At 33.0% G+C, this 16,442-nt stretch carries 11 protein-coding genes; 2 read left to right on the forward strand and 9 right to left on the reverse strand.

Going from position 1 to position 16,442, the window contains the following annotated elements:
• Positions 1-551: 551 nt before the first annotated feature.
• From LOS86_RS01545 to LOS86_RS01580, 8 genes are all read right to left on the reverse strand, one after another.
• Positions 552-3,815: a type ISP restriction/modification enzyme gene (locus LOS86_RS01545; protein ID WP_231842909.1), complete on the reverse strand. Its 3,264-nt coding sequence runs from the start codon at positions 3,813-3,815 to the stop codon at positions 552-554.
• Between the two features lie 456 nt (positions 3,816-4,271).
• Positions 4,272-4,655: an HU family DNA-binding protein gene (locus LOS86_RS01550; protein ID WP_231842910.1), complete on the reverse strand. Its 384-nt coding sequence runs from the start codon at positions 4,653-4,655 to the stop codon at positions 4,272-4,274.
• A gap of 426 nt (positions 4,656-5,081) precedes the next feature.
• Positions 5,082-5,420: a GIY-YIG nuclease family protein gene (locus LOS86_RS01555; RefSeq protein ID WP_231842911.1), complete on the reverse strand. Its 339-nt coding sequence runs from the start codon at positions 5,418-5,420 to the stop codon at positions 5,082-5,084.
• Between the two features lie 329 nt (positions 5,421-5,749).
• Positions 5,750-6,751, reverse strand: a complete 1,002-nt coding sequence (locus tag LOS86_RS01560) for a LuxE/PaaK family acyltransferase (RefSeq protein ID WP_231842912.1) — start codon at positions 6,749-6,751, stop codon at positions 5,750-5,752.
• A gap of 205 nt (positions 6,752-6,956) precedes the next feature.
• On the reverse strand, positions 6,957-8,876 hold the full coding sequence (locus LOS86_RS01565) for a T9SS type A sorting domain-containing protein (protein ID WP_231842913.1): 1,920 nt from the start codon (positions 8,874-8,876) through the stop codon (positions 6,957-6,959).
• Between the two features lie 104 nt (positions 8,877-8,980).
• Positions 8,981-9,322: a T9SS type A sorting domain-containing protein gene (locus LOS86_RS01570; RefSeq protein WP_231842914.1), complete on the reverse strand. Its 342-nt coding sequence runs from the start codon at positions 9,320-9,322 to the stop codon at positions 8,981-8,983.
• Positions 9,323-9,429: 107 nt separating this feature from the next.
• On the reverse strand, positions 9,430-10,590 hold the full coding sequence (locus tag LOS86_RS01575) for a beta-helix domain-containing protein (protein WP_231842915.1): 1,161 nt from the start codon (positions 10,588-10,590) through the stop codon (positions 9,430-9,432).
• A gap of 141 nt (positions 10,591-10,731) precedes the next feature.
• Positions 10,732-13,500 carry a TonB-dependent receptor gene (locus LOS86_RS01580; protein WP_231842916.1) on the reverse strand — a complete coding sequence of 923 codons (2,769 nt, stop codon included), beginning with the start codon at positions 13,498-13,500 and terminating at the stop codon, positions 10,732-10,734.
• A 178-nt stretch (positions 13,501-13,678) separates the two neighbouring features.
• On the opposite strand from LOS86_RS01580, the gene LOS86_RS01585 reads away from it, so the two are divergent.
• A complete protein-coding gene (locus LOS86_RS01585) occupies positions 13,679-14,368 on the forward strand; it encodes a response regulator transcription factor (RefSeq protein WP_231842917.1) in 690 nt (229 codons plus the stop codon).
• On the forward strand, positions 14,368-15,411 hold the full coding sequence (locus LOS86_RS01590) for a sensor histidine kinase (protein ID WP_231842918.1): 1,044 nt from the start codon (positions 14,368-14,370) through the stop codon (positions 15,409-15,411). Before LOS86_RS01585 ends, LOS86_RS01590 begins: the two co-directional genes overlap by 1 nt.
• Here LOS86_RS01590 and LOS86_RS01595 read toward each other — a convergent pair.
• Positions 15,385-16,440, reverse strand: coding sequence for a glycosyltransferase (locus LOS86_RS01595; protein WP_231842919.1), 1,056 nt, complete (start codon positions 16,438-16,440; stop codon positions 15,385-15,387). The genes LOS86_RS01590 and LOS86_RS01595 overlap by 27 nt on opposite strands.
• Positions 16,441-16,442: the final 2 nt, after the last annotated feature.

Here is a 16,442-nt window from a genome sequence, read left to right on the forward strand (position 1 = left end):
GGTTGACAAGCGTTGCGTTCAGGTTGACAAGCGTTGCGTTCAGGTTGACAAGCGTTGCGTTCAGGTTGACAAGCGTTGTGTTTATATTATATTCTGTGTCATGCTGAATTCATTTCAGCATCTCTACTCTTTGTGTCATGCTGAACTCGTTTCAGCATCTCGTTTGCTGTTTGTAGAACCTGAAACGAGTTCAGGTTGACAAGCGTTGTGTTTTATTGTTACTTTGTCATGCTGAATTTATTTCAATATCTCACTTCACTGTGTCATGCTGAACTCGTTTCAGCATCTCTACTCTTTGTGTCATGCTGAATTCATTTCAGCATCTCGTTTATCTTTTAGAACCTGAAACAATCCCGAAGTTTCGGGACAGGTTGACAAGACGTTCGTTCAGGTTGACAAGCGTTGCGTTCAGGTTGACAAGTCTTGTGTTTTATTGTGACTTTGTCATGCTGAATTCATTTCAGCATCTCACTTTTCCTGTCATGCTGAATTTATTCAGCATCTCATTTCTTCCTGTCATCTTGAACTCGTTTCAGCATCTATTTCAGCATCTATACTATTTCTATTAAATCAATTTCCTTCATTATCCTATCCGTCTCACTTAACGCTACAATTATCTTTTGATAATGCAAAATATCTTCAAAGCCTAGTTCTCGGTCTTTTCGGTCTTTGAGCCATTTTTGAGCGGGTTGGTAGCCACCAATGTAAAAGTTCCAAGCGACTTCAGGAACGTTGGTGAAATATTGCGTTTCGTTGATATAAACGTTTCCATTTTTGTAAACAGGTTTTGTTACAATGTTGTCGCCATCTTCAGGATATTGTGTGATGTACTTTTCTACAGTTGAACTTTCCAACAAATGTATTTGTCTTAACTCACTACCTAGTTCCACAAGTTGCCAAAACGTTTCCTTGTCTTTTGGATAAGGCACTCTAGGAAAATCTATTTTTAAAAATTCTTTATAGGTTTCTCGATAGGTTGGTGAATGTAGCACTGCATAGATATAATCTAAAATGTCAAGTGGTGTAAAAACCGATTTGTCACCCTGAACTTGTTTCAGGGTCTCTTGAGATGCTGAAACATCCCGAAGGTTCGGGACAGCATGACAAAAGTTGTGGTCTGCTACAAACGGTAAACCCAACCCTTTTGCTATCTCATTCACAATTTCCATGTTGAGATTAGGGGTGCGAATAGTTTCGTTTAATAAGCTTTGTTGTACGGTTTTATTTTGGTAGATATATAGAGGGAAATTCATAGCGTTTGAACCTGTAGTTCCTGATAAGAAAATTGCTTCAGAAATCGTATCAGTTATAAATATATGATTAAATGAATTATCTTTGAATGATTTTGTTGTTAAAAGACCAATATTAATATTATCTATGTAATTATTCATAATTTTTTTTACTGTTCTCCAAACTAATTTATCTTCATAAAAAATCACTTTTTTGTCAAATGGTCTGTAACTTATAGGTTTTATATATTTAGAGATATTTTCTTCTTTTTTAATGTTGTCATATCCATCTAATATATTCCACCCATTTTTCTTTTTTACATCAAACTTTTTGTGAAGTAGATCTTCATTTCTTTCAGAATTTCTAAATTCTTCAAAATAATTTAAAGCTAATTCGAATTTTTCTTTAATTACAAATGAGTCATGTGCAGTTGTAATACCATTTCCATTAATTGGGAATAATTCATTTATTAAAAAATTCTTTTCATACTCATTTAGTAGTTTTGTGTCCTTCTTAACAAAATAATAATTTGGGCATTTTAATTCAATTGAATTAAATTCAATGGTTTTAATACTGTTTTTATTTAAAAAATTATACTTAAATTCTCTTTTACCATATAAATCAAAACTGTATACTTTTGCAAATTCTTCATTTTTTTTCTTACCATTTTTGATAAATAAATTTACAGAAACTCCCTGCATAATATCAAACACGTTTTGGTCTATAGAACCATCGGGTGCCGTTTCTTTTTTCTTGCTATTTCCGTGTAAATCTATTGTATAAATTTTATCATACGTTTTTAATAAATTCCAACGCATTCCTCTAAAAGTTGGATTATCTAAAAAACCATGCGGGTTAATAAAGGCTAATATTCCACTTCCATTTTTATCTATAAAATGTTGTCCAAAACGAATGAATTTCACATAATCGTCATTTATCCATTTTGATGTTTGTTCTTTTAATTTTTCTTTACCTCCAACTTCTTTTTTGTAGTCTTCCATAAGGTTCATAATCCATTCTCCTTTGTTGGCGCTTTCACCACTATAAGGCGGATTTCCAATTACCACCATTACGGGTGCATCTCTTTTTATGGCGTTGGCTTGGTCGGCTTCATCACTTAACCAACTACTAAATAGGGTTTGGGTATCGGGGTGTGCTTCTTCTAATGAGTTGGTTAAAAATATTTTAAAACGTTGGTCGTCTGTGGGTTTGTAACCTGTTTCGGTTAATAGCATGTCCATTTTCAAATGCGCCATTGCATAACTTGCCATTAACAACTCAAAGCCGTTTAAACGAGGTATTAAGTCATTGGTTACATACTTGCTCCAAATACCTTGTTGTCCTTCAAATTTTTTATGAATGTGCTTTACTACTTCTGCAAGAAAAGTTCCTGTTCCTGTGGCAGGGTCTAGTATTTGTACTTTGTGAACTTCAATTTCAGTTGCAACTTCTTTAATTTTTGAGTTGGCACCCGTTCCCGTTTGGGTAACGGCTTTTTTCTTAATTTTTGTTTTGCTGGTATCGGCTAAACCGTTTGGCAAATTAAACTCGGTTTTTAAAATATCATCCACGGCACGCACTATAAAATTAACCACAGGTTGTGGGGTGTACCAAACTCCACGAGCTTTTCTTAAAGCGGGATTGTATTCCCCTAAAAACGTTTCGTAAAAGTGAACCACAGGGTCTTCCTGTTTGGTGCTTTTACCAAAGTTTTTCATAATGGTTGCCACGTCTGAAGCTAGGAAAATATTAACTAACTCGTCAACAATCCAAGTTAAACGGGGATCTAAATCAAAACCCGCAATGTCTTGAAATAATTTTCTAAGAAATGGATTTGATTTTGGGATCAATTCAGCGGCTTCCATTCTTGAAAATGTTTTTAAAGTAGGGTCATGATATCGAGCCGCAAACATTCCGTAAGCAATGGTTTGCGCATAAATATCCGAAAACGCTTTATTGTCAATGTCGTGAATCAACATTTGTTGAAACGATAGCATTTGTGCTTTAAGTTGTGAACGTTTGCCTTCTTGGTCGTCATGGTTTAATGATTTTTCAATAATATCCGCCATTAAACGAGCCTTACCCGCCATCATTTGCGCCAATTTAGTAGGCGACTTAATGGTTTGGGAAATGGTTTCGGCAAAGTTTTTTATAAGTTGCGTGAATTGTTCAAAGTTTTCTGATAGTGGAACAATTTCAACCGATTTGCCATCCTGAGCTTGTCGAAGGGTAGCAATAGCAATTTTGGTGGTTAGTTCTCCATCTTTGTAAAAATGGAAATCCATATAATCAGTAAAAATCAAATTCGATAATCCCGATTTGTATCGGTCAAATTGTTCTTTTAGGGTTTTGCTTCCTAAATCTACTCCAATGTCTTTCGCTTCAATGTAACCAACAGGAACGTCTTTGCGAGTCAATACATAATCAGGCGCACCGCAATCCACTCGAGCGGGTTCGTTGGTTACCAAAACATCGGGCAAAATTGCCATGATAAGGTTTTGCAAATCACCACGATAGGAATGTTCTCGAGCGTTTCCTGTTTTATAAAGCGTATTTATTTTGTCGATGTATTGAGAAAGTGTCATTATTGATGGGATTTTTTACAATTCCAAACCTACAAAAAAATAGTACGTTAACCAATGGAATCTTATGGTTTGTAAGTGTACAATTTAAAAAAAATTAAAAAAAATTTTTATATTTTATATAAAAATACTGTACATTTACACTATTATTTCGATACGAATAGCGGGAACTATTCGAGGCTTTCGATAGAATTTAGCTCAAAAACGGGTAACTAGCTCCATTTTTTTGAGCTTTTTTTATGCCTTTTTTTATAAAAAACGTACTTTTTTGTTTCTTTTTCGTTCAATTTTAATTCATTAAACCCTTTTTTTCAACTGGTCAAGTTGAGTTTTTCAATTCGTCAGGTCGAGTTTTTCAACTGCACTTGTCGAATTAGAAGTGTTTTTTGTGCAAAAAAAAGCCCCGAACGCGGGAACGTTCGAGGCTTTCGAGAGAGATTTAATCTCACAAGCGGGTAACTAGCTCGCTTTTTGGTAACTTAACGTACCTAGCATTTGTTTCAGCTTTTTAGCTGGACGAAACAAAATGCGACTTTTCTTGATGTCCGTTGCCGTAACATCTTCTGCAAGGTCTTGTCCGGTAGCACTCACACTCACTTGAAAAGTGCCTACATGACCTAATTTTACAATTCTACCTTGGCTAAGTTCTAAGAGCATATTGCGCTCTAAGGCTCTTAACACGGCATAACAATCAGTATCCGTTAACGTACACTGATAGGAAATAATTTCGGCTAACGACTCTAAAGAGGTTTCACCATTTGCAATCGAAGTTGCATAAAACTTTTCAGGCGCTGTAATGTCCTGAGGGTTCTTCTTAGGAAGAACTTTGAATTTAATTGCCATAAATTTTACAATTAAATGAAACAAGATATTTTAGCTAAGTACACTGCCAGGAGTGCCTTACTGCTTTTACAAAGTTTAAAATTTGTAATGATAAATGAAAGGCAAACTTATTCACAATTGGAGTATGTTTTTAACAAAGCTAATTATTTTCAGTTATCCAATATAGGTTTTTAATTATTTGATAATCACTTGTTTGTGATTTATCTATTTTTTGAGTAAAACATTGCAAACCCATGTAAATAAAGCGAGTGACGATTATTTTTTTATTTCTCTGTCATGCTGAACTCGTTTGCTTTGCCTGTTCGCTTCGCTTGAGTCAGCATCTCTACTCTTTGTGTCATGCTGAACTCGTTTCAGCATCTCGTTTGCTGTTTGTAGAACCTGAAACGAGTTCAGGTTGACAAGTGATATCTATAATTTTCATTGTCATGCTGAACTCGTTTCAGCATCTCCTTTCCATAAATTCTCCCAGTTAGGATTATGCTCTTCAATCAAATTAATTTTCCATTGTCTGTGCCAATTTTTTAATTGTTTCTCTCTGGCAATAGCATCATCAATGTATTGGAATTCTTCATAATACACTAAATTTTTCAATTTGTATTTGGCTGTAAATTTAGAACCCTCACCTTTGATGTGTCGCTCCATTCTATCATCTATTCCACCTGTAACGCCTATGTATAACGTGCCGTTTGGTTTATTAGTTAGGATATACACCCAATAGTTGTGGTAACTTCTTTTTGGCATAAACTTATTTATTATTGTCATGCTTAATTCATTTCAGCATCTCATTTGCTTCGCCTGTTCGCTCCGTTCGTGTCAGCATCTCTTGAGAACCTGAAACGAGTTCAGGTTGACAAACGTTGCGTTCAGGTTGACAAACGTTGCGTTCAGGTTGACAAACGTTGCGTTTATATTATATTCTCTATCATGCTGAACTCGTTTGCTTCACCTGTTCGCTTCGCTTGAGTCAGCATCTCCTCGCAATGCTGTCATGCTGAACTCGTTTCAGCATCTCGTTTATCTTTTAGAACCTGAAACAATCCCGAAGTTTCGGGACAGGTTGACAAGGGGAGTGTGCAAGTCTACATGTAGTCTTAAATAACCATTAAGTTACAACCACGAATATCTGAATGATCAAAACGTCCCAACACTTCGAAAGAATGGTTGGGATATTTTTTTCCCAAATCTTGCGTAGCAATAAACGAACATGAATTGATGTTGGCCAAATCAATCACGTTAATTCCACCTGTTTTTCCTTCGGAAACATAAGTTAAAGCATCTTCTGTATCTCGAATTAATATTTGCATCCATGGTGGACATTCGAAAATTCCATCACCAAGAGAATAGGCTTGCGATAGTAATTCGGTCATACCATATTCAGAATGAATTTTTGAAACGCCAAATCCGTTGCATAGAATCGAATGTAGTTCTTCGCGAATCATTTCTTTACGTTTGCCTTTCATACCACCGGTTTCCATGATGATGAGGTTGCTTCCTAATTTTGAAAGCGGAAATGAAGTAGCTTGCGCATATTCAATTAGGTCTAATAAAGCATAAGTTACTCCAATAAGTATTACGTTTTGTCTTTCTTTATTTAGTGTCTCAATTTTTTGCAAAAGTTCACTGTGATTATTCAAATAAAATCCAGAAGCTGAATGATTGCTACTTTGAATTAAATCTTCTACCATGTAAATCAAGGAAGAACCTTCTCGTTCTAAATAGGATGGAAGTAAGGCTAAAATACAATAATCTTCAATATTTCCATAGAACTCAGAAAAACCTAAGCGATAACTCATTTCGTACCAACTAACATCGGTAACTAAATGTTTGCTGGTTTGCATTCCGGTTGTGCCGCTACTGGTAAAGGTTTGTTGAATTGCTTCGGATGAACTCAATACGGAATGGCTTTTAAAAAACTGAATCGGTAAAAACGGAATTTCGGTTAACGATTTCACATTGGTTTTATCCTTTTTCAAGAAGTTGCAAAATTGTTGGTACACCAAATTAGTATCGTACTGATGACGAAAAACTTTTAAAGTAATTTTTTCAAATTCTTTCTTTGAGCTAATTTGGAAAATGTCTTCTTGTGAAATCATGGTGCAAAAATAGAAAGAAATGTTCTTTTGACCGCAGATTCGCAGATTTTTGTTTTATATTGAAATCTGTCTGAAATTATAGAATTTATTAGGATAAATAGGTTTTTTTGGATAATAATTTATACGAAAAAAGCATCAACGAAAGTTGATGCTTTTTCTATTCTTGTCATGCTGTCCCGAAGCTTCGGGATGGTTCAGCATTTAATTATTGAATAACTAATTTTCTTGTAGCTGTTTTTCCTTCTTCAGTAATTTTAACTACATAAACGCCAGAATTTAATTTTGAAACGTTTACTGCATTGTTAATTACATCTGATTTTAATACTTCTTTACCTAATAAGTCAAAAATTTGAACTGACATAGCTGCATTAGCAGTTGAAGTTAAGAATAATGTATTTCCTTTTAATGGGTTTGGATACATTGTTAAACCGTTGATGTTGTTATCTGTTAATCCAGCAGTTGCAGGAACAACATCTGCCCAAGCTGATCCAATTCTTAATTCATCAATTAAAATTGAAGGAGTTTCAGTAGCTGAATCTTGTCTTAAGAAGAAATAAGAAATATTTCCTAAATCAGTTGCAGCATGAGTATCTGTAATTGTAGCAGCAGGTTCTGGACTTCCAACAACTGGGTTTACCCATAAACTTACAACGTCATCTGATCCAGTTGCAGCGTTAAATGCATAACCAACTACTACAAAGTAAGTTTGACCAGTTTGATAAGCAGTTGCATCAAAAGTTGTATTAGCAGCATTTGCAGTTCTAACTTCAATACCTAAGTTGAATGAAGCATCGTCAATTCTTTTTGTCCATAAAGTAGCACCTAAGTTAGTACTTGTTTCACCAAAACCAGCGAAATAACCACCGTTTGCATCTGTAGCACCAGCCATTGTTGGAACATTTAATAAGAAAGAATAATAAACTGTACCAGCAGATGTTGGGGTAATTGGTGAGAAACAATCAATACCTGCTCCGTCAAAACTAATAGAGTTTCCATTAGAAGTAAGACCAGTGTAAGATAAATTACCAGATGCAACTAAAATATCGTCTCCTGAGTTAGCGTTTGTCCACATTTGTTCAGCTCCTAAAGCGTTTGCTACAGTGTAATCAAAACCTTCATAATAAGGTAATGGGTTAACTGGTTTACACTCTGGAGCAGTTATAGTTTTTGAAATTGAACAACCTCCAGAAACAGTTAATGTTACATTTGTTCCTTCAGCTACTCCTGTAATAATAATATCACCTGTAGCAGATGTAGAAGGATCATCACCAGAAATAGTTCCAGTTGAAGCGCTTAGAGTATAAGCAGCGGTATTACCTCCTGTAAAAGGAATTGTGATTGTATAATTGTCAAGTCCTAATGTAGTAGCATCACATGAAGTAATTTCGGCTCCTAATGCTAAATCACATGGTGTTTCACCAAACCAAGTTGTGTATATTCTAACTCCGTCAATTGTAAGGTTTTGAGAAGCAGTATGTTGTCTTAAAAAGAAACCACCAATTGTTGCAGAACCAGAACCTGAGTTAGTAACTTCAGGAGCACCAGCTGCTACTTCTGTTGCAGGAACTCCAGATGATTTTACCCACATACTATAGTTTCCTGTAGCTGTTACATCATATTTAACAATAATTAAGTAGGTAGTATTGGTGTCAAAATCTGTTGCAGAATAATTAGCTGTAGAAGTATTTGAAATACCGAAGTTAATTTTTCCAGGGTTTGTTGATGGTTTTACAAAGAATCTATTACCAAAAGTAGTTCCAGAGGTTGTTAAACCTGCACTATAACCAGTTGCTGCATTAGCCGCATCAACATTGATTAGAAATGAATAGTAAATTGTACCACTTGTAATAGATGTGAATGTTCTTTGTACATCTTGACCTGTTTGGTCTAATCTAGCTGCGTTACCTTCAACTGCGCCAGTAATTCCTGTAATACCAGAATATCCAGCATAAGTTAAACCATTTGATGCACCTACATCTATTGCTTCAGTTGTTCCACCACTAAATGATGTCCATCCATTATCTGTCAACAAAGCATTGTCAGTATAATTAAAGTCATCAGATAAAACTTGTCCAAAAGACAATGTACTAGCTGCTATTAATAATAAAGTGTAAAGTTTTTTCATTTTTATGAGTTTATAATTACGGTACAAAGATAAATAGTTTTCAAGCAAAATTTGCTTTACTATGTTAATTTTAAATTAAATAATGACTATTTTAGAAAATTATACTAATTGATAATTAATTTTCTAGTAGCAGAGGCTTCTCCTTCTTTGATTTTAATAATGTAAACGCCAGCTTCTAATTGGCTAACATTTACTTCTTTTGAAGTAGTAACAGATTCCAATACTTTTTTGCCTAGAACATTAAAAATTTCTACTTTTTTGTCTAATGAAGACTTAGTAGTAATGTAAATTTTACCAGTATTAGTAGGGTTTGGGTAAATTGTAAGGCCTTCAATTGTAGGTTCTTGGGTCTTTGTGGCAATAGAGTTTTTATTCTCTTGAGCTTGTAGGCTAAAAGAATAAAAAGTGGATAAAAGGAGTAGTATATAAAAGTAATTTTTATTCATACACATTTATATTGAATGTAAAGATAGTTATTTTTTTAATACAAATTCAATGCCAAACAAAAAAATCCCTCACAAGGAGGGATTTATGTAGTTATTTAGTTTTTTTATTAGAAACCAGTTGTCCAACCAGTAGCCCAAGATGGAGTGTTTCCGCTGTTACCAGCTCCAGTGTTAGCTCCAACTGTTAAATATGTTGTATTTGTACCAGCAAATTCAGATTGAGTTGTGATTGAAGCACCAAAGTAAATTGGGTTAAAAGTAATATTACCGTCTTCAATATTTTGATTTGCAACTGGGTCAGCACCTGTTCCAGTAGCTGGTTTAATTTTTAATCCTTTTGTAAAACCGTCAATGTAAATGTTTTGACAATTCCAGTGACCAGCACCTTCTTTGATGTACATTCCGTGTTCAGCACCTGATAAGTTTCCTTGTAAGATTGTAAAGTTTTTCAAAGTAGCATTAGTTGTTGGTGTAGCTGCACCATTATCCCCATTGTTTGATCCTTCAACACCAGCTTTAGCAACATCTTTAATGAATACATTTTCTAAAGTTCCAGAGAAACCATCAGCAAAGTCAATTGCATCATCTTCACTGTGTAAAGCAATTAAATATTTTGCGTTCACAGCGCCACCAAAGAATTCAATTCCGTCATCACCACTTTTGTAAGCTTGAACATATTCAAAAACAGTTCCGCTACCTACTCCAAATAATGAAACTCCATTAAATTCTTTATCTGCTGTAAATGCAGCTCCTGTATATTCTACTCTTAAATAACGGATAACTCCTGAGCTATCATCGTTTTCAGTACCACCATATGTTAAATCACCAACTTCTGAAGTTGCAGTTTCACCATTAGAACCTCCTTTGTTTGTTCTAGCTCTACCACAAATTACTAATCCACCCCAGTCACCAGTAGCTTTTACTGCGTTTCCACTTGTCATTACAACTGGATTAGTAGATGTACCATTAACATACAATAAACCGTCTTGAGCAATTGCGATATATGATGAAGTTCCACCAGTAGCTTCAATTCTAGTTCCAGCAGGAATTGTTAATGTAGCTCCACCTCTTACAATAAAAGAACCTGTTAAGTTGTAAACTTGATTAGGGTCTAATGTTGCTGATTGTCCAGATAATAATTCACCTCTAAAATCTGCTGCGTTAATTACTACAGATCCAGTACTTCCTCCGTTTGAATCATCTTCTCTTGTACAAGAAGTTAAAGTTAATACAGCTAATGTTACAGCTGATAATAATAATTTTTTCATTTTTTGTGTTATTTAATTTGTTATTGCAAAGCTAATAGGCTTTGATTATCATGTGATTACTTAAATGTTATCAATTTATTAAAAATAAATAGGCGGATTTAATATAAATCCGCCAAATATTTATTTAATGTTAACATATTGTTAGAAAGAATATTTCACTGATAAACCGAAATTTCTACCTTTTTTATAAGAATCCACTACAACGTTTTGAATATCTTGTTTTCTTTCAATTGTTGGATCAGTTAGGTTTTTTGCACTAAATCCAATTCCAATATTCTTGCTTAAATTGAATTTTAGGATAAAATCTAAAGTGAAAACGTCACTATCAACTAAATCTCCTTTTCCAGTAACTCCTAAAGCATAAATTCTATCAGAGAAATATCCACCAGCAAGAGTTGCAGTTAAAGATTTATCTTTCTTAAATTCTCTATTGAAACTAATGTCTGAATTAATTAATAAGTCTGATGCTCCTGTTAATCTTGAATCTGAATTAGTAAAATCAACATTCATTCCAGGATTTTCACTTACTACTTTTTCAGAATTTAAATCTTGGTTCGTAATTAAGTAAGATACATTTAATCCAAAACCTAAATTAGTTTTTTCGCCAGTTGTGTTGTTTTCAATTGAAATGATGTTTTTTCTCCATTCTCCTTCAATACCTAATCCAACAGCTTTATCACCTGAATTTACCCAAGAGATATCATTTGTAGCAGAAGCAATTGTAACTTGGTTAATTGGATTTTGAATGTATTTAGCAAAACCAGTAAATGATAATACTTCACCGTTTTTAGGGAACATTTCCCATTTTAAATCAAAATTATAATCGGTTGAATTGTATAAAAATGGATTTCCAATATAACTTTGACCAACTTCTTCATACAAGAAAGGAGCTCTTTCTTTGAACTGAGGTAAAGTATACGTTTTACTTGCAGCAAATTTTATATTTTGTTTTTCATTCACCTCATATTTTGCAGTAATTGATGGCATATATTCCATGGTGTCAAAAAGAGTTTTTCCACTTTTTAAAGAGGTATCATAAAAAATATCTTGAATAATAAACTCTGTTCTAAATGCACCAATTACAAATAATTTTGGAGTAAATTGATATTCAACTGCACCATATCCTGCTGAAATAATTTGTTGACCATTATAATTTTGTGGTTTTAATGCATTAGGATTAGTTACATTTCCTCTAAATGTTCTTAATGAAAAGAAACCAGCATCTAAGTTTGTTTGGTTAAAATAACCATCTAAATAATTTAAGTCAACTGTAGGTTGTGAAGCAAATAAACTTCTTGTTACAAATAAATTAATTTGTGTAGCGTCAAAGTTAATATCTTTATAACGACCACTATATCCTGCAATAAATTTTCCTTTATAAGAGTTGTCGTCTTTTTTACCAAACTTGTAAGATAATGTAAAGTTACCAGCTACTTCATCATCACTCATTTCTTGGTAATATCTATGGTTGTCTGATTGATTAACATCAGATGCAACTAATCTTGAATTTGGATCATCCCATGTAAAAGGAATGATAGTGTTTTGCATACGATCTGGGATAATATTTGTCATTTTATTGTATGACACACCCCAATCAAATACTAATCTTTCACCAAATTTATGCTCCCCTAATAATTGATTAATTAATAAAAATGTTCTGTCAAATGTTGAACGACGTACAAATCCACCACCGTTTTGAGCAGGTCCAAAAGCATCTAATATACCTGAAAACTCTTCATGTTTTTGTGAAGTAGAATTGATGAACATCGAATTAAATTTGATGTTATTGTTGTTGTTTATTTTTAAATTAATATTTGCCATTGCATTAGAACCAGTACTGTATTCATATGCTTTTCTGTAAAAGTCTTTAACAGCAATTGCTTGCGTATTAACACTTCCTCTTCTTACACCTTCTTTATAATTGAAACCATTATCAAAAGAGGCGTTTACAAAGAAACTTAATTTGCTGCTTCCAATATTGTATGAATCTCCTCCTCTTAAATAAAACGAACCATTAACAGGAGTTGTTGCTTGTTTATCCCAACTTGTTGTGAAATTATATGCTGCTAACGGATTATTTGGTATAGGTTCATTGCTGAATCCGTGAAAATTTGGTCCGTCTTGTAAATAAAATTTATCCTGAGACATTGCGTTTGAGTTAAAACCTGTACCAGTTCCAACTTCAATCATACCACTACCTTTATAAGTTTTAGATACAATATCAACGTTTGCTCCAGCAAAATCTCCGTAATTTTTGTAATTATAAGTTTTATCAATTCCAATGTATTCAACAATGTCAGTAGAAAAGATATCTAAAGAAATGTTTTTTGTTGATGGATTGTTTGAAGGAAGAGGTAATCCATTTAATGTAGTGGAATTATATCGGTCTCCTAAACCTCTAACGTAAATATCACTTGATCCTTCTTGTTTAGAAATTCCCGATGTTTTTGCAACAGCAGCAGCTACATCGCTAATCCCTTTTTTAGAAATTTCTTCAGCACCAATAGATTGTTTAATTTCAACCGCTTTTTGTTGTTCTAAAAGTAAAGCACTTTCTTTTTCTTTAGAAACAATATGAACAATTTCAACGTCTTGTAATTGAACGCCGCTTGCTTCTAATGTATAATTGATTACTTTTTTCTCATTTGCTTTTATAGTAAATGGAATTTCTTTAGTTTCGTAACCTAAATATCCAATTACTAATGTATAACTACCTGGTTTAAGAGTAATAGAATATTTTCCATTCTCATCAGTAGATGTTCCTTGTTTAGTACCTTTGATAATAATGTTAGCAAAAGGTAAAGGTTCGTTATTAAATTCTTTATCTAAAATAGTTCCGGTAACAGTTCCATTTTGAGCAAACATTGCTACTGAAAAGAATAATGACAATAATAAAAAACGTAGTTTCATGTTGTGTTATTAAATTTGGTGCAAAGGAACTCTTATTGTGTTATCGAAAAGTTATTCGTTTGTTATTAATTAGTTGTCAATTTGTTACCGAATTGTTAACAGATTAAATAATTGTAAATCTCTTTAAACAAATTGTTTTATCTTTACCTTTACAAACCAAAACATAACAAATTTTGTAATGAAGAAAAAAGACATTAAGATCTTATTGGTTGATGATGAGCAAGATATCTTAGAAATTGTAGGATATAATCTTTCTCAAGAAGGGTATCAAATTGTAACAGCTTCAAATGGTAAAGAAGCTATTACTAAGGCAAAAAAAGAACTTCCACAATTAATTATTATGGATGTTATGATGCCAGAAATGGACGGAATGGAAGCATGTGAAAACATTAGAAAAATTCCAGAACTTCAAGATACAATCATTACTTTTTTAACTGCTCGTTCTGAAGATTATTCTCAAGTGGCTGGTTTTGACGCGGGTGCAGATGATTATATTGCAAAACCAATTAAACCAAAAGTACTTGTAAGTAAAGTGCAAGCCTTACTTAGAAGATTTAAAGGAGTTGAAGGTACTACTTCTACAACTACATTAACATTGGGTACAATTGAAATTAATAGAGAAGAATACAAAATAATTAAAGAAGGAGAAGAGATTATTTTGCCTCGTAAAGAATTTGAATTGTTCTATTTGTTAGCTACTAAACCAGGAAAAGTGTTTACTCGCGAAGAAATTTTAGACAAAGTTTGGGGTAATGAAGTAGTAGTTGGTGGAAGAACGATTGATGTTCACATCAGAAAATTAAGAGAAAAAATTGGAGATAGCTTCTTCAAAACCATTAAAGGAGTGGGGTATAAAATCGAATTTTAATGCAATTAAAATTTAAAAAATCATATAAGTTTGCCTTAAAATCATCGTTATATGTAACCTTGTTTTTTTTGGCGATTATATTCTTATATCATTACCTTGTTCAACCGCTTCAATTGCTAATTGTATTAGCTTTTTCTCTAGTTTTTTATGCTGCAACATTTTTTTTAATTCAATTTAGAGTCGAACATTTTATCTATAAACGAGTAAAAAAGATTTACGATGATGTTTCGCTACTAGAAACCACATCCTATGTAAATCAGCCAGTTACTACTGACATGGCTACCTTGACAAAAGAAGTTAAAAAATTTGCTCGCGATAAAAAATTAGAAATAGAAACTTTAAAAATTAGAGAAGAATACCGCAAAGAATTTCTTGGAAACGTATCACACGAATTAAAAACTCCCTTATTTACTATTCAAGGATATTTATTGACGCTTCTTGATGGAGCAATGGATGATAAAAACATTCGAAAAAAATATTTAGAACGTGCCGAAAAAGGAGTGGAGCGCCTTATATATATTGTGAAAGATTTGGATATGATTACCAAATTAGAAGTAGGCGAAATTAACTTGGATAAAACACGTTTTAATATTGTTGAGGTGATACAAAATGTTTTTGATTTGTTTGAAATGAAAGCATCAAATAAAAACATTACTTTAACTTTTGATACTAGATATTCTAAACCTATATGGGTTATGGCAGATCAAGAGAAAATCCAACAAGTGGTTACAAATTTAGTAGTAAACTCTATTAAATATGGTAAAAAAGGAGGAACAACTGAAGTTGGAATTGAAGATTTAACCAAAGACAAAGTGATTGTAAGAATTACAGATAATGGTGAAGGTATCGAAAAGCAAAATATTCCACGTTTATTTGAACGTTTCTACCGTGTAGATAAAAGTGGGGCTAGAAGCGAAGGCGGTTCAGGTTTAGGGTTGGCTATCGTAAAGCACATCATTGAAGGACACGATGAAAAAATCTACGTAGAAAGTCAAATAGGTATTGGTTCAGAGTTTTCATTTACTTTGGAAAAGACGAAATAATTCACTCCAATTTACTTCAACTGAAAAATCTTTGAAGCCTTTGTAAAAGTGAATTTTTTCTAATTTGGAAGCTTTGAATTTCTCTTGCTTGCAACTCGGAGCCACAATTTCTGATTTGAGTTTTTTTGCTAAATATTCTTGTTCGTATTGACCTGGAGTTGGAATAAAAAATGCTTTCTTTTCTAACTTGGCTAAATCCATAACCGTGGTATAACCGGAACGACAAACCACAAATTCACTTTCATTAAAAGCAATACTTAATTCTTCTGAATTCATAAAATTGTAATACGTAATTGAATTTACTTTTTCAATTTTTTGTTTCGATTCTACAATTCCTTTTACAAAAAGAATTTCTTTATTACTTTTTTCTAGTTCTTTAATAAGTTTCTTTTCCAATAAGGTGCGTTGCGGTTCTGGTCCTGATAATAATACCATAATATCATACTTAATAGGTAACGATATTTTTTTCATACGGCTTAACGGTCCAATATAGGTTACATTATTTAGTTTTTTTTCGGGATGTCCTAATTTTCCTGATAAGTTTTCTAATCCTGCTAAGTCGGGAACCCAACAAGTATCGAATTTTGAAATATATCTAGAATGTAATTTAGTAGTAAGCCATGAGGTTTTTCCTGAAAGAACGTTTAACTGATGTGTTATAAAAACAGAAGGAACTTTAGACGAATACACACCTAATCTGTTATCGCTAATTACACCATCAATTTCATAGTTTTCGATAATCTTATTAATTTTCGACTTCTCTTTTTTTATTGCCTTCATCATCTTTGGCATCTGAAAGGCTAATTTCCATTTGAAGTTTTTGCCTTTTTCTGCATATTGAATATTATAAGAAGGTAATTCAACACTTAAAAGTTTTGGAAATTCTTTTTTTAATAAAGCTAAAGCTACTCCGTCAGAAGCAATAATGGGTTCAAAACCATTTTCTTCCAATGCTTTTATAATAGGAATACATCTTGTGGCATGTCCTAAACCCCAATTTAGTGGCGCAATAAGTATTTTTTTCTTCATTA

The sequence above is a fragment of the Flavobacterium cyclinae genome, assembly GCF_021172145.1.
In the GTDB taxonomy this organism is placed as follows: domain Bacteria; phylum Bacteroidota; class Bacteroidia; order Flavobacteriales; family Flavobacteriaceae; genus Flavobacterium; species Flavobacterium cyclinae.

Coding starts and splice junctions, on each gene's coding strand:
- LOS86_RS01590 (WP_231842918.1), top strand. CDS start 14,368: ATGCAATTAAAATTTAAAAAATCATATAAGTTTGCCTTAAAATCATCG.
- LOS86_RS01595 (WP_231842919.1), bottom strand. CDS start 16,440: ATGAAGAAAAAAATACTTATTGCGCCACTAAATTGGGGTTTAGGACAT.
- LOS86_RS01570 (WP_231842914.1), bottom strand. CDS start 9,322: ATGAATAAAAATTACTTTTATATACTACTCCTTTTATCCACTTTTTAT.
- LOS86_RS01555 (WP_231842911.1), bottom strand. CDS start 5,420: ATGACAATAATAAATAAGTTTATGCCAAAAAGAAGTTACCACAACTAT.
- LOS86_RS01580 (WP_231842916.1), bottom strand. CDS start 13,500: ATGAAACTACGTTTTTTATTATTGTCATTATTCTTTTCAGTAGCAATG.
- LOS86_RS01565 (WP_231842913.1), bottom strand. CDS start 8,876: ATGAAAAAACTTTACACTTTATTATTAATAGCAGCTAGTACATTGTCT.
- LOS86_RS01550 (WP_231842910.1), bottom strand. CDS start 4,655: ATGGCAATTAAATTCAAAGTTCTTCCTAAGAAGAACCCTCAGGACATT.
- LOS86_RS01560 (WP_231842912.1), bottom strand. CDS start 6,751: ATGATTTCACAAGAAGACATTTTCCAAATTAGCTCAAAGAAAGAATTT.
- LOS86_RS01545 (WP_231842909.1), bottom strand. CDS start 3,815: ATGACACTTTCTCAATACATCGACAAAATAAATACGCTTTATAAAACA.
- LOS86_RS01585 (WP_231842917.1), top strand. CDS start 13,679: ATGAAGAAAAAAGACATTAAGATCTTATTGGTTGATGATGAGCAAGAT.
- LOS86_RS01575 (WP_231842915.1), bottom strand. CDS start 10,590: ATGAAAAAATTATTATTATCAGCTGTAACATTAGCTGTATTAACTTTA.